General features: G+C 72.8%; 11 protein-coding genes. 7 read left to right on the top strand and 4 right to left on the bottom strand.

Going from position 1 to position 14304, the window contains the following annotated elements:
* Window positions 1–17: 17 nt before the first annotated feature.
* Window positions 18–224, top strand: a complete 207-nt coding sequence (locus tag ACHBTE_RS02440) for a hypothetical protein (protein ID WP_394721611.1) — start codon at window positions 18–20, stop codon at window positions 222–224.
* Window positions 221–991, top strand: a complete 771-nt coding sequence (locus ACHBTE_RS02435; RefSeq protein WP_394721610.1) for an isocitrate lyase/phosphoenolpyruvate mutase family protein — start codon at window positions 221–223, stop codon at window positions 989–991. The genes ACHBTE_RS02440 and ACHBTE_RS02435 overlap by 4 nt, the downstream gene beginning before the upstream one ends.
* Before the next feature lie 24 nt (window positions 992–1015).
* Here ACHBTE_RS02435 and ACHBTE_RS02430 read toward each other — a convergent pair whose 3' ends face one another.
* From ACHBTE_RS02430 to ACHBTE_RS02420, 3 genes are read right to left on the bottom strand one after another with little or no spacing between them, the layout of a single operon-like run.
* Window positions 1016–1618, bottom strand: a complete 603-nt coding sequence (locus ACHBTE_RS02430) for a TetR-like C-terminal domain-containing protein (protein ID WP_394721608.1) — start codon at window positions 1616–1618, stop codon at window positions 1016–1018.
* Window positions 1619–1665: 47 nt separating this feature from the next.
* Window positions 1666–2400, bottom strand: coding sequence for a response regulator (locus ACHBTE_RS02425; RefSeq protein ID WP_394721607.1), 735 nt, complete (start codon window positions 2398–2400; stop codon window positions 1666–1668).
* The gene (locus ACHBTE_RS02420; protein WP_394721606.1) at window positions 2397–3422 is read right to left on the bottom strand and encodes a sensor histidine kinase; all 1026 of its coding nucleotides are present in this window, start codon (window positions 3420–3422) and stop codon (window positions 2397–2399) included. The genes ACHBTE_RS02425 and ACHBTE_RS02420 overlap by 4 nt, the downstream gene beginning before the upstream one ends.
* A gap of 139 nt (window positions 3423–3561) precedes the next feature.
* Here ACHBTE_RS02420 and ACHBTE_RS02415 point away from each other — a divergent pair, with 139 nt between their 5' ends.
* Window positions 3562–4287: an ABC transporter ATP-binding protein gene (locus ACHBTE_RS02415; protein ID WP_394721605.1), complete on the top strand. Its 726-nt coding sequence runs from the start codon at window positions 3562–3564 to the stop codon at window positions 4285–4287.
* Window positions 4284–6596, top strand: a complete 2313-nt coding sequence (locus ACHBTE_RS02410) for an FtsX-like permease family protein (protein ID WP_394721604.1) — start codon at window positions 4284–4286, stop codon at window positions 6594–6596. The genes ACHBTE_RS02415 and ACHBTE_RS02410 overlap by 4 nt, the downstream gene beginning before the upstream one ends.
* A 9-nt stretch (window positions 6597–6605) precedes the next feature.
* Here the strand turns inward: ACHBTE_RS02410 and ACHBTE_RS02405 are convergent, their stop codons facing one another.
* The gene (locus ACHBTE_RS02405; protein ID WP_394721603.1) at window positions 6606–9476 is read right to left on the bottom strand and encodes a glycoside hydrolase family 2 TIM barrel-domain containing protein; all 2871 of its coding nucleotides are present in this window, start codon (window positions 9474–9476) and stop codon (window positions 6606–6608) included.
* A gap of 309 nt (window positions 9477–9785) precedes the next feature.
* Between ACHBTE_RS02405 and ACHBTE_RS02400 the strand changes: the two genes are divergently transcribed.
* The 3 genes from ACHBTE_RS02400 (at window position 9786) to ACHBTE_RS02390 (ending at window position 13980) form a co-directional block, all read left to right on the top strand.
* Complete coding sequence (locus ACHBTE_RS02400) at window positions 9786–10793, top strand: hydroxyacid dehydrogenase (RefSeq protein ID WP_394721977.1); 1008 nt, start codon at window positions 9786–9788, stop codon at window positions 10791–10793.
* Window positions 10794–10950: 157 nt separating this feature from the next.
* Window positions 10951–12270: a radical SAM protein gene (locus ACHBTE_RS02395; protein ID WP_394721602.1), complete on the top strand. Its 1320-nt coding sequence runs from the start codon at window positions 10951–10953 to the stop codon at window positions 12268–12270.
* Window positions 12271–12480: 210 nt separating this feature from the next.
* Window positions 12481–13980, top strand: coding sequence for a cellulose binding domain-containing protein (locus ACHBTE_RS02390; protein WP_394721600.1), 1500 nt, complete (start codon window positions 12481–12483; stop codon window positions 13978–13980).
* Window positions 13981–14304: the final 324 nt, after the last annotated feature.

Below are 14304 nucleotides of genomic sequence, written 5' to 3'. Positions count from 1 at the left end.
CGCCTACCGTTGCGGACATGCGCGCACCAGTTCGCGAGACCCCCGCCGAAGCCGTCACCGCTGGTCGAGCACGTCCTCGCCCCGGCCGCGACCTGGCCCTCCTCGACGCCCCGAGTGAGACCCGGCTCGAGCACTCTCCGGGCGAGGGCTGGAGCTTTCGCGAGCTCGCCCGCCACCTGGCGGAATCGACCTGCTACGCCGACGCCGTGGGAGCCCAGCCGTGACCGTCTTCGCCGACCTTCACCACCGCGACGAACCACTTCTCCTGCCCAACGCCTGGGACCACGCCTCCGCCCGGGCCCTCGCCGCCCAGGGCTTCGCCGCCATCGGCACGACGAGTCTGGGGACCGCCGCGGCCCGCGGACTGCCCGACGGGGCGTCGGCCACCCGCGAGGAGACGCTTCGGCTGGCCAGCGCCCTCGGCTCCGAGCCGTTCCTGCTCTCCGTGGACGCGGAGGACGGCTACAGCGAGGACCCGGACGAAACCGGGGAGTTCGCCCGACAGCTCCAGGCCGCCGGAGCCGTCGGCATCAACCTCGAGGACCGGCTCGGCTCACCCGCGCTGCACGCCGCGAAGATCGCAGCGGTGAAGTCGGCGGCACCGGGCCTCTTCGTCAACGCCCGCGCCGACACATACTGGCTGGGCACGGGCGAGGGCACCCTCGACCGCCTCGACGCCTATCAACAGGCGGGCGCCGACTGCGTGTTCGTCCCCGGGCTCACCGAACCCGGGGCGATCGCCGCCCTGGTGAAACACCTCGCCGTCCCCCTCAACATCCTCTACTCCCCGGCCGGTCCCGCCCTCCCGCACCTCGCCGACCTCGGCGTCCGCCGTGTCAGCCTCGGCTCGCTGCTCTACCGGCGGGCGCTGGGCGCGGCCCTGGAGACGGTGGCGGACATCCGTCAGGGCCGGACTCCGTCCGGTGCCACACCGTCGTACGCCGAAGTCGACGCGCTCAGCCACCGGGTGGACGGGGCGGGGACCGGCTGACGCAGGGCGACAGGCCGCCCCTCGTCAGTGCGGCGGCCGGGGCGGTCGCGGGTCCTGCTCGGTGCGGGGCCAGTTCACGAGCGCCAGGTGCAGCGCGTCGACGGCCCGCTCCCACGACTGCTGTACGTCACGGGGCGCGCCGAAGGCCCCGGTCGACTCCAGCGAGCAGTAGCCGTGGAAGGTGCTGCGCAGCAGGCGGACGGCGTCGGTGAGGTCGGGTTCCTCGAGGCCGTAGGCGCGCAGCATGCCGTAGGTGATCTCGGCGGTGCGGCGCAGGGCGGGGGAGTCGGCGGCGAGTGCCTGGTCGATCCGGATCTGGGTGGCCGCGTAGCGGCCCGGGTGCTCCAGGGCGTACGCCCGGTAGGCGTTCGCGAAGGCGGCGAGCGCGTCCTTGCCGGCGCGTCCGGCGACGGCGGCGGCGATCCGGTCGATCATCTCGCCGCCCACCAGCAGGGCGACCCGCGTCCGCAGGTCCTGGAGGTTTTTGACGTGCGAGTACAGGCTCGCGTCCCGGACCCCGAACCGCCGGGCCAGCGCGGACAGGCTGACGTGGTCGAACCCCACCTCGTCCGCGAGTTCCGCGGCGGCTGCGGCGAGGCGGTCGGCGGTCAGTCCTGCGCGGGCCATGGGGCGTGTCCTTAGACTGCGAAAAACCTGGGGTGCTGGGCAGGATGTTAATGCCCGCCCCGGTCCCCGCCGCCGCCCCCGGCCCGGACCAGTCCCGTCTCGTAGGCCAGCACGACGGCCTGGGCGCGGTCGCGCAGGGACAGCTTGGCGAAGATGCGTGCCACGTGGGACTTCACCGTGGCCTCGCTGAGCGTGAGATGCGCGGCGAGCTCCGTGTTGGACAGGCCCCGGCCCAGCAGGGTCAGCACCTCCCGTTCCCGGGGGGTCAGGGACTGCAGGTCCGCGGAGACGGAGGCGGGGGAGGATGCGGCCGGGTCCGTCGCGAAGCGTTCCACCAGGCGCCGGGTGATGGAGGGGGCGAGCAGGGCGTCGCCCGTGTCGACCAGACGTACGGCCGCCGCGAGGTGCTCGGGCGTGACGTCCTTGAGGAGGAAGCCGCTCGCTCCGATCGACAGCGCAGCGTAGACGTAGCGGTCCAGATCGAAGGTGGTCAGCATCAGCACCCGGCAGCCGGGGGCCTCGCGCAGGATGCGGCGGGTGGCGTCCAGGCCGTCCATGTGGGGCATGCGGATGTCCATCAGGACGACGTCCGGGGCGAGTTCACGTGCCATCGCCACCGCTTCCACACCGTCCGCCGCCTCCCCGACGACCTCGATGCCGCGCACGGTCAGGATCAGCCGGAAGCCGGTCCGGATCAACGTCTGGTCGTCGACGACGAGCACCCGGGGAGAGCGCGGCTCGAGGCTCTGGGGTGGCGTCACGGTGGGCCGTGGTGTAGTCATGGGCGGTCCAGCGGGATGCGCGCGCGGACCCGGTAGCCGCCGCCGAGGCGTCTTCGGGCGTCCAGGTCGCCGCCGTAGACCGCGACCCGCTCGCGCAGGCCCAGCAGGCCGCGGCCGGTGCCCTCGCTGTGCCGTGGCGTGGGGCGGGGGCTTGGCGCGGTGCCACCGGTCAGCACGCTCGGGCCGGTGCTCAGCACCTCCACGCGCAGCGCGTGGTCGGCGTACCGCACGGTGACCTCGGCCTTGCCGCCGTCGCCGTGCTTGAGCGCGTTGGTGAGGGCCTCCTGGACGATGCGGTACGCCGTCACGTCGATGCCCTGCGGAAGCGGGCACGGCTCCCCGGAGATCCGGACCTCCACGGGCAGTCCCGCGAACGAGACACGGTCGACGAGCCGGCCGAGCCGGTCGAGTCCGGGCTGGGGGGCGAGCTCGGCGGCGGTGCCGGCGTAAAGGTCCGGCCGACCGGTGCCGGGCCACTCGCCGCGCAGCCGTTCGTCTCCCTCTCGTCCGGCCCCCGCCCCTTCACCGCCCGGCTTCGTGGCGCTCGGCCCTTGGGAGCCCGCGTCCCGGTCCCACGCGCCCACGGGCACCTCCCGGGCCTGCGCGGCCTCCCCCGCCTCGTTGTCCTCGCCGCTCGGCGACGGCGCCAACAGCCCCAGCAGATGCCGTAGATCCGTCATCGCGCCGCGTCCTGCGTCCTCGACCGCCCGCAGCGCGGCCACGGCCTCGTTTGGCATCGTGGTCAGCACCTCCCGGGCGGCACCGGCCTGCACGACCATGAGGCTGACGTTGTGGCTGACGATGTCGTGCAACTCCCGGGCGATACGGTCGCGTTCGGCGGCGACCGCGGCCCGGGCGGCGCTCTCCCGCTCCCGCTCCAGCAGCCAGCCGCGCTCCCCGACGGTGTGCTGCCAGCGGCGCCGCGTACGCAGCAGCGCCAGCATCAGCGCGATCACGGCCGCGCACGCCACCACGAGCGCGGCCATGAGCCCGCTGGTGCGCCAGTCCCCGTTGTCCCCCATGGAGTTCACTCTGGCAGACGATCACCCCGTCCGCATCGGCCTCGGGATGCAGGCCCTGCATCCATGGGATGAGACACGGGGCCGGATGCCATCCGCCGGGGGATGCCCCGTCCCCGGCCCGCCTCGTAACGTCCGTCCCATGGTCACGGACGACGGCAGTGGAAGCACGCACGGCGCGGGAGAGGTCGCCCTGCGACTCGACGGCGTGCGCAAGGAGTACGGCGAGACGACGGCCCTGGCCGGGGTGTCGCTGGAGATCCGGGCGGGGGAGGCGGTCGCCGTGATGGGGCCCTCGGGGTGCGGGAAGTCCACGCTCCTGAACATGATCGCCGGCCTGGACCGGCCGACGGACGGCACGGTCGTCGTCCACGGCGAGAACGTGGGAGAGCTGAGCGAGAAGGGGCTCGCGCTGTACCGGCGGCGCCGGATCGGCATGATCTTCCAGTTCTTCAACCTCATCGACGACCTGTCGGCGCTCGACAATGTCGCCCTGGCCGCACAGCTCACCGGCACCCCCGCCCGCCAGGCCCGGCGCCGCGCGCTGGAACTGTTCGACGAGCTCGGCATCGCCGACCGCCGCAACGCCTACCCCGCGGTGCTCAGCGGCGGCGAACGCCAACGCGTCGCCGTGGCCCGGGCGTTGATGAACCGGCCCGCGCTGCTGCTGGCCGACGAGCCGACCGGCGCCCTTGACAGCCGGGCCGGGGAACAGGTGATGGACCTGCTGCTCGACCTCAACCAGATCGGCCAGACGCTGATCCTGGTGACCCACGACGATCATCTCGCCCGGCGCTGCGCGAGCCGGCTCATCGAGTTCGCCGACGGCCGGGTGACCGGCGAGCACACCCTGGAGCCGTCCGCATGAGGGCCGTATGGAGCGCCGCCCGCGCGGCGGTACGACGACGCAGACTGCAAACTCTCGTCATCGCGCTGGTCACCCTGACCTCCACGACCGCCATGGTGATCGCCCTCGCCCTGCTCGACGCGGCCTCCGCCCCCTTCGACAAGGCATTCGCCGCCCAGCGCGGCCCGCATGTCGTGGCCGCCTTCGACCCCGGCGCCGCATCGCACGACCGCCTGACACGGGCGGCCCGACAGCCCGGCGTTCAGGGCGTCGCCGGGCCCTTCGCCCAGGCCGAGGTGGAACTGCCCGCCAGGGCCATGGCGTTCGGCCTCGGCACCGAGATCACGGTCGTGGGCCGCGCCGGCCCCGGGGGGCCGGTGGACCGGCTGGACGTGTGGGCCGGACGCTGGGCCGTCCGGCCCGGAGAGGTCGTCGTGAACCGGCCTTCCGACTGGGCCGCGGACGACCTGGGCAAGAAGCTCCACATCCCCTCCGGACCCACCCTCACCGTGGTCGGATACGCCTTCGACCTCAGCCGGTCCGCGGACGCCTGGGTCGCGCCCGCGCAGATCGACGCCCTGCGTCCGACGACGACCCAGATGCTGTTCCGCTTCGACGACGCGTCGTCCGAGGACCGGCTGCGTGCGCAACTGGCCGAGGTGACCGGCGAACTCCCCGCACAGGCGCTCACCGCCTCCCGGTCGTACTTCACCCTCAAGGACCAGATCGGCGCCTCGGCCCGGGCGTACACCCCGTACCTGATGGCCTTCGGGATCCTCGGTGTCGCCGTGGCGGTGCTCATCATCGCCAACGTCGTCAGCGGCGCGGTGATCTCCGGCTTCCGGCACATCGGCGTGCTCAAAGCGCTCGGGTTCACCCCCGGGCAGGTCGTCGCGGTCCACCTCACGATGGTCTGCGTCCCGGCGGTCCTCGGCTGCGTGCTCGGCACCGCCCTCGGCAACCTGCTGGCGCACCCGTTCTTCGGGTTCGTCTTCAGCGGGCCCGACGCGGGGGTGTTCCACGACAGCGTCTCGGTGCCGCTGCGGGTCGACGTCATGACCCTGCTCGGCATGCCCGCCGTCGCTGCCCTCGCCGCGCTCGCGCCCGCCGTACGCGCGCACCGGATGCCGGCGGCCCGGGCGATCAGCGCGGGCAGCGCGCCGACCGCCGGGCGCGCCCTGCGCATCCAGCGGCGGCTGGCCGGCAGCGTGCTGCCGCGCTCGGTGAGCCTCGGTGCCGGGCTGCCCTTCGCCCGGCCCGGGCGCAGTGCGCTCACCCTGGCCGCCGTGGTCCTCGGCGTGGCCACCGTGACCTTCGCGACCGGCCTCTCGACCACCTTCGACCGGTTCGGCAACGCGGGGCGCGACGCCTACCAGGTCACGGTGTACGTGGGGAAGCACGAGAACGGCAAGGAGATCCGGCCCGAGCACCCGGACGCCGAACTGCACACGCTGCTGGCCGAGTTGCCCGGCGCGAGCGCGGTCACCGCCCGAGCAGACGTGGAGGCGCGCATGGCGGGGTCCGCGCACCGGGTGATGCTCGAAGCCCGCCGGGGTGACACGACCCGGCTGGACAGCGTGCTCACCGCTGGACGGTGGTCGCGCGGCGCCGGTGAGGTCGTCGCCGGATCCGCCTTCCTGCGCCAGAACCACGTGAAGGTCGGCGAGCACGTCCGGCTGGCCAAGGGCGACCGGACCGAAAGGGTCCGCGTCGTCGGGGAGTACATGGCGAACGACGCCCGGCTGGTCGTCGTCGACTGGTCGACCTTCACGGCCCTGGCCCCGAAGGAGCGACCCATCGCCTACCACGTCGAGCTGCACGACGGCACGGACCCGGCCGATTACGCACGTGCCGCCGAGGCTGCCGACCGGGGTGTCGCCCCGATGCCACAGGGCGCCAACACCGTCACGGCGACCATCGTCGGCTCCGCCGTGGCGCTCACCCTGATGCTGGCCCTGGTCTCCGCCCTGGGCGTCTTCAACACGGTCGTCCTCAACGCCCAGGACCGCCGCCGCGACCTGGGCATGCTGAAGTCGATCGGCATGACGCCGCGTCAGGTCACGGTCATGTCGGTGACGTCGATGGCGGTCCTCGGCGCGATCGGCTCCCTGCTCGGCGTCCCGCTGGGCATGGCGGGCCACCATTTGGTCGTCCCCCGCATGGCGGACGCCGTCGGCATCACCCTGCCCGCCTTCATGACGGACGTCTGGCAGGCCCCCGTCCTGACCGCCCTCGCCTTCGCGGGACTGGTGATCGCGGTGCTGGGGGCGTTCGTCCCGGCCCGCAGGGCAGGCAGGCTGACCATCGCGGAGGTGCTGCGCAACGAGTGAGGGCGGCGCTCACTCATGGTTGGAGAACACGAAGGAGAACTCGGCCGGCTCGGCCTTCAGGAAGTACTGCGGCAGCGGGCCCGGACCGCAGGACTGGGAGCCGATGCCGTGCTGAGCGTGGTCGAGGTTGAGCCAGAGGGTGTCGCCCGGCGTGAGATCGGTGCGATGCCGGGCGGCGTCCAACTGCTCGTTGGTCCACCGGCGGGCGCTGAACCAGAACTCCGGGTCGCCCTCGATCCGCAGCCCGCCGAGCTCCGCCCAGCGGACGTCGGCCACGGCGCCGTTCTCCTGCGGGCGGACGTACGGGGTCTGGAGGTCGTCGATGTCCGGCAGCCACTGGCCGAGCCTGGAAGCGGCACGGGTGTCCGGGTACGCCTCGCCGCTGCCGCCGTAGTACAGCACCTCGTTCGCGGCGTCGCCCGGCAGCCCGAGGCGCACGCCGAGCCGGGGCAGCGGCACCGTCCAGTCGCCCTCGGGCGTCACGGACACGGTCAGCTTCAACAGGGTGCCGTCGGACGTCCAGCGGTACTCCGTGCGCAGGCCCACCTCGGCGGCGGCCGGCGCCACCCGGGTGCGGACGGTCAACGCGTCCTCGGCCGCCTCCACGGCGTCCACCCGGTGCTGCATCCGGTGCAGACCGAGCCTGCGCCACAGCAAGCCGTAGCGCATGTCGTCCTGCCAGGACGCGCCGTCGTCGTTGTCCGTCGTCGCCCGCCAGACGTCCAGACGCAGCCCGGTCACCTCGAGCCCGCAGATCGTCGTCGGCCGGCCCGAGCGGGCGTCGAAGGTCCCCGGGCCGAGCGTGATCAGACCTTCGTCACGCACGGGCCGTCGGGAGGCGGTCACGGTCACGGGGGTGCGCGGGGCGACGATCCCCTGGCCCCACGCCACCTCATGGCCCTTGGGTCCCCAGTCCGTGTCCTCGGCGAGCAGCGCGCGGACCGTCCACAGCACCTCCTCGCCCTGGCCGTCCGGCGCCGCCGGCAGCTCGACCCGCGCCGACTCGCCCGGTGCGAGGGGCGGCACGGTGAGCGTGTGCGCACCCGTGGGGAACCCGTCCACCGAGTGGAAGAACTCGTACGCCAGGTGCGAGAGGTCGACGAAGTCGTACACGTTCGTCACGCGGACGGCACCGCCCGTGCCGTCGCCCTCGATCCGGACCGGTTCGATCACCTTCTTGTACTCGACGAGCCCCGGCGACGGCCGCCGGTCGGGGAAGACCAGCCCGTCGCAGACGAAGTTGCCGTCGTGCAGCTCCTCGCCGAAGTCGCCGCCGTAGGCGTAGCCCAGCTCGGGATGGGTGATGCCGTGGTCGATCCACTCCCAGACGAAGCCGCCCTGGAGGCGCTCGTACCGCTCGAAGATCCGCTGGTAGTCGGCGATACCGCCTGGCCCGTTGCCCATCGCGTGCCCGTACTCGCACTGGATGAAGGGAAGCGCACGACGTTTGCGTACGCCCCCGTCCAGGCCGCGCCCGATGCGCTCGACCTCCTCGTGGGCGGCGTACATCCGCGAGTACACATCGGTGTCCCGGCAGTCCGGGTCGCCTTCGTAGTGCACGAGCCGCGAGGGGTCCCGGCCGTGGATCCACTCGGCCATCGCGGTCAGCCCGCGCCCGGTGCCGGCCTCGTTGCCGAGGGACCACAGCACGATCGACGGATGGTTCTTGTCCCGCTCGACCATGCGGGCGGCGCGGTCCAGCAGGGCCGGCGTCCAGCGGTCGTCGTCGACGGGATTGTCCCGCCAGCCCTGCTCGGTGAAGCCGTGCGTCTCCAGGTCGCACTCGTCGACGACCCACAGGCCGTACTCGTCGCACAGATCCAGGAAGGCCGGGTGCGGGGGGTAGTGGGAGGTGCGGACGGCGTTGACGTTGTGCCGCTTCATCAGCAGCACGTCCTCGCGCATGGTCCCGAGGTCGAGGGCCCGGCCCCGCTCCGGGTGCCACTCGTGCCGGTTGACGCCCTTGAAGAGGACCGGCCTGCCGTTGACCTTGATCAGGCCGTCCTCCAGGACGACCGTACGGAAGCCGATGCGCAGCGGCACGCGCTCACCGGGCGTGACCAGTTCACCGTCGTACAGCTTCGGGCACTCCGCGCTCCACGGCTCGACGGCGACCGTCACCGGCTCACCGGTGGCCACATCGACGCCCAGGGCGGGGACCGTCACCCGCCCGTCGACGTCGGAGTCGACGCGCAGGGTGCCCTCGCCGGTGGTGTGGTCGTAGGAGGCGTGCACGAAGAAGTCGCCGACGCCGCCGGCCGGGCGGTGCAGCAGGGTGACGTCACGGAAGATGCCGGGCAGCCACCACTGGTCCTGGTCCTCCAGGTACGAGCCCGCCGACCACTGGTGGACGCGGACGGCGAGCACATTGCCGGCCGGCTTCAGCAGCTCGCCGACCGAGAACTCGTGCGGCAGCCGGGAGCCCTTGAACTCGCCGAGTTCCGTGCCGTTCAGCCAGACCCGGGCGCAGGACTCGACGCCGTCGAAACGAAGGCTCGCCCCGCCGTCGCCCGGCCAGCCGTCCGGCAGGTCGAAGACGCGCAGATGGTCACCGGTCGGGTTCCGGGTCGGCACGCGCGGCGGGTCCACCGGGAAGGGGTAGCGGTGGTTGGTGTAGATCGGGGACCCGAACGCCCCGTCGCCCTGGAGGACCCAGTGCCCGGGGACCGTGACCTCGGCCCAGCCGACGGCGTCGTAGCCCTCCTCGGCGAACGAGTCGTCCTCGGTGTCGACGGTGGCCGACAGCCTCAGGCGCCAGCTGCCGTTCAGGGACAGGGACTTGGCGTCCGAGGCCGCGTACCAGGCGCGGGGTGCGAGGGTCCCGCGGCCGGGGGAGACGTCCTCGACATAGCCGGCGGGTGGGGTGCTGCGGAAAGACATCGGTCTCCAGCTCTTCGACGGGGGCTTCAGCCCTTCAGGGTTGCCAGGACGGCGTAGGACGCGTCGGTCGAGTACCGCCCGTGCAACCGCTCGGCGAAGTACCCGATGTCGCCCGCCCAGTTGGTGATCGTCTCCGTCATCCTCGCCGTCCTCCAAGTGAGTGCGTCTGCGTTGACCCTCTCATCCGCGCCCGCCTACGGTAGAGACCGCTTTCTGACGTCGGCCTTCCGACGCCGCTCCTGTTACACCGCCCACCGCTCACCGCCCACCGCTTCCCGACCCCACCTCGCCGAGCCGGAGGCCATGTCCTTGACCCAGCGGCCGTACGCCGTATTCGCCATGTCCCCCGAGAACGTGCCGCTGGTCTTCCCGCCGGAGGTGCTCCGGCGGCTGCGCGAGGTGGTGGACATCGACCCCGGCCTGGTGGCCGAGGACCTCACCGACCCGCGTCTGAAGGACGCGCTCGCCCGCACCGAGATCCTCGTCACCGGCTGGGGCTGCCCCCGACTGCACGCCGCGGCGCTCGACGCCACCCCCCGGCTGCGCGCGGTGCTGCACTCGGCCGGCTCCGTCAAAGACTTCGTCACCCCCGAACTGTGGCGGCGCGGCATCACGGTGAGCTCGGCCGCCGTCGCCAACGCCGTCCCGGTCGCCGAGTACACACTCGCCATGATCCTGCTCGCCGGTAAGGACACCTTCGCCGCCCGCGACCGTCTGCGCACCGAACGCGCCGGCCACCGCCCGGGCCTCGTCCCCGGCATCGGCAACCACGGCCGCCGCGTCGGTGTCATCGGCGCCTCCCGCACCGGCCGCAAGCTGATCGAGCTGCTGCGCCCCTTCGACCTGGCCGTGGCCCTCACCGACCCGTACGCCGACGAGGCGGACGCCGCCGCCCTGGGCGTACCGCTGCTGCCCCTGGACGACCTCCTGCGCACTTCGGACATCGTCACCGTGCACGCCCCCGCAATCCCCGAGACCCGCCACCTCATCGGCCCCCGCGAGCTGGCCCTGATGCCCGAGGGAGCGGTCCTGATCAACACCGCGCGCGGCACCCTGCTCGACCACCGGGCCCTGATCGCCGAACTGCGCTCCGGCCGCCTCTTCGCGATCCTCGACGTCACCGACCCCGAGCCGCTGCCCTCCGACTCCCCCCTGTACGACCTCCCGAACGCCTTCATCACCCCCCACCTCGCCGGCTCCCAGGGCAACGAGGCGGCCCGCCTCGGCAACCTGGTCGCCGCGGAGGCGGAACGGCTGGTGGGGGAGGGGAAAGTGGCGTATCCCGTCGACCCCGCCGCTTTGGGCCGGGAAGCCTGAACACGCGGCACGGGGCACGCGGCGACCGCCCACCGGGACCTCGCCCGCTGGTCCCGTCCGGCGCCGCGACCTGCCCTCGGGGGGACCCGGCGCGGCTCACGCCCGGGCAGGGGCATACCGTGAGGAGTCGTACGCCTGAGCCGGGAGGAGATTACGGATGGGCAGCCGAACCGCGCTGGTCGAGGATCTGATGGAGCGGTTTCCGCAGGTGCCGCGGGAAGCCGTCTTCAAGGAGGATCTGCTCCGGGGCGGGGTGGCCTTCGACCCCTCGGCCCTCAGTGACAACGAAGGCGGCGAGGTCAAGCCGAAGTCGTACTTCATCTTCTCCTTCGACCACGGCACCCTGCCCGAGCTCGGCGAGGCCGCGCTGCGCCGTCCGCCGGAGGAGATCATCCTCACCGGTGGGCCGTACGATCTGCGCCGCACCGTCGTCTCCGTGCGGGTGAACCCGTCCTCGCCGTACCGGGTGGCCGCGAACGAGGACGGGGTGCTCGGCCTCTACCTCGACGGCAAGCGGATCGCCGACGTCGGGGTGCCTCCGATGCCGGAGTACTACCGGCACACCCTCGCCAACGGGAAGTCGGTCATGGAGGTCGCCCCCACCATCCAGTGGGGCTATCTGATCTACCTCACCGTCTTCCGGGTCTGCCAGTACTTCGGCGCCAAGGAGGAGTGCCAGTACTGCGACATCAACCACAACTGGCGCCAGCACAAGGCCGCCGGGCGCCCCTACACCGGGGTCAAGGACGTCGAGGAGGTCCTCGAGGCCCTGGAGATCATCGACCGGTACGACACGGCCAAGGCGTCCACCGCGTACACCCTCACCGGCGGAGCCATCACCAAGACCGTATCCGGCCGCGACGAGGCCGACTTCTACGGCCACTACGCCAAGGCCATCGAGGAGCGCTTCCCGGGCCGCTGGATCGGCAAGGTGGTGGCCCAGGCGCTGCCGCTCGACGACGTGCAGCGGTTCAAGGACTACGGCGTGCAGATCTACCACCCCAACTACGAGGTGTGGGACGAGTACCTGTTCAAGATGTACTGCCCCGGCAAGGAGCGCTACGTCGGCCGCGACGAGTGGCACAAGCGGATCCTGGACTCCGCCGAGGTGTTCGGCGCCCGCAATGTCATCCCCAACTTCGTGGCGGGCGTGGAGATGGCCGAGCCCTTCGGCTTCACGACGGTCGACGAGGCGATCGCGTCGACCACCGAGGGCCTGCGCTTCTTCATGTCCCAGGGCATCACGCCCCGGTTCACCACCTGGTGCCCCGAGCCGACGACCCCGCTCGGCAAGGCCAACCCGCAGGGCGCGCCGCTGGAGTACCACATCCGGCTGCTCCAGGCCTACCGCAGGACGATGGAGGAGTACGGCCTGTCCTCGCCCCCCGGTTACGGCCCGCCCGGACCCGGCCGCGCGGTGTTCTCGGTGAGTTCTTTCATGGACAGCCTTCCCGCGGAAGGGGACGCGGCGGTATAGGTGGGGTAGGTGGGGTCACGGGTGAGACGGGCGGGGCTCGCATCCGTACCAGTGGCCGGAGTTGCGGGGCGAGCGCACGGGCGGGACATCTGAACACGGCGCTTGTCAGTTGTGCCGGTGCCGTGAAAAGGTCGTGCATCGCCGCGAGGATTCCCCTCAACTCCAGTGCCACTATGGCGAGTTGACCTCGCATGTGGATGCAGGAGACTCATGCCCGACCTGCCGACTCCCCACGACGCCGCCGAGGCCGCGCTGTTCTCCGAGTGCTGGGACACCGTGCTGGCGTACGCCGATCTGTGCACGGCAGGCTCCGGCTCGGCCCGGCAGCTGGCCACGGAGGCGTTCACGGCCGGCATCCGCGAGGCCCGTGAGACCGGGACCGGCGCCCTCGCGAGCGCGGGCCGCCGCCCGGCCCGGCTGCCCCGCATCCCCCTGCTGCTGACCGCCGTACGCACCACCGCGGCCGGGTGGGAGGAGAGCGGGCAGGGCCACAGGCTCGACCCCGACCTGCGCCTGTGGCTCAACTCCGGCCAGGCCGCCCGCTACGCCGGCCCCCCGCTGCGGCGCCCGCTCGCGCTGCGCGGACTGCGCGACCTTCAGGAGGCGGACGCGGCGCTGCTGTGGCTGACCGAGGTGGAGACGCTGCCGCACGCCGTGGTGGCCCGCCGGCTCGGCCTCGACCCGGCCACCCTGTCCGATGAACTCGCCCAGGTACGCGGCCTGTTCCGGGAGCGCTGCCGGCGCAGCCACCTGGACGCACCGATGGAGGCGCGGTGCCGCAGCTACGCCCGGCTCCTGGACGCCGTCACCCGCTCGACCGCCACCGAGACCCCCGGTGACCTCTCCCGCCACCTCGCCACCTGTGTGCACTGCGCCGAAGCCGCCGCCTGTCTGCGACCGCACGGCGGCGGGCTGCCCGGCGCCCTGGCCGGCGGGGTACTGGGCTGGGGCGGCCACGCCTATCTGGAGCGCCGTCGCCGGTCCGCCGAAGCGCGTCCGGGCGCCGGGCTCTCCGACGGGCCGGACGCGGAGGCCGGTCCGCCCGACCCCGGCGAGCAGAACGCGCGCGTCCTGCGCAGCGGTCTGCTCGTCGCCGCCGTCCTCGTCTCCCTGCTGGCCCTCGCGGTGTCGATGATGCCGGGCGGCTCCACCGGCGACGGTGGCACCGCGCGCGGTGACGCGTCCGGCCGTCAGCCCGTCGCCGACCCCGGTTTCTCCCTGCCCGTCGCCGGGGCCGCGCACCCCTCCGGGAGCGCTGGGAACGCCCCGAAGTCGTCGAAGAGCGCCGCTGCCGACTCGTCCGAGCCGAAAAGCCCCGACCCCGACCCGCGGGGCGCCACCTCGGCCACGGCCGACGAGGACGACGACCCGGACCCGGCGGCGAGCGCGCCACCGCTGTGCAGCGTCGACTACGAGATCGACGGCCAATGGCCCGACGGTTTCCAGGCCACCGTCACCGTCACCACCGAACGCGCCCTGGACGACTGGCGCGTCGCCTGGTCCTTCCGCGACGGCCAGGAGGTCGGACAGATGTGGGACGCCCGCTTCGCCCAGAACGGCTCCCGCGTCACGGCCACCGCCGCCGGCTACAACAGGACCGTCGCCGCGAACGGCACCCTCTCCTTCGGCTTCCTGGGCTCCTGGGACGGGAAGAACTCGGCGGCACACGACTTCACGCTGAACGGGCACGACTGCGCGAAGGCCGGGTGACGGGCCGTCGAGGGGCACGTCCGGGCCGGACGCCAGGCAGCGGCAACGGCCCCTCCACCGGAGGGGCCTGGACGCCGTCGTACCGGACCGGGGTGTCCGACAAATCCCGTCTGCCCGGGGCGGACACCCCCCAGGTGGCAGAGCCGTGCCCTACGTGGCAGAGCCGCGGCGACCGCCTCGGTGGTCGGAGCCGCGGGTGCCGGTGCCGGCTGTGCCGCGCTTGGCCGCGCCGGTCGCCGTGCGCCGGCCGGATCCGCGGACGCCCTTGCCGGAGGCCGCGCCGGACGCGGTCCCGGCGGCGGATCGGCGGTCGGAGCCGCGGCC

This window comes from Streptomyces sp. M41, assembly GCF_043673425.1.
Lineage (GTDB): Bacteria > Actinomycetota > Actinomycetes > Streptomycetales > Streptomycetaceae > Streptomyces.
The sequence above is the reverse complement of the archived record's forward strand: the minus strand, read 5'-3'. Positions and strand labels throughout refer to the sequence as shown.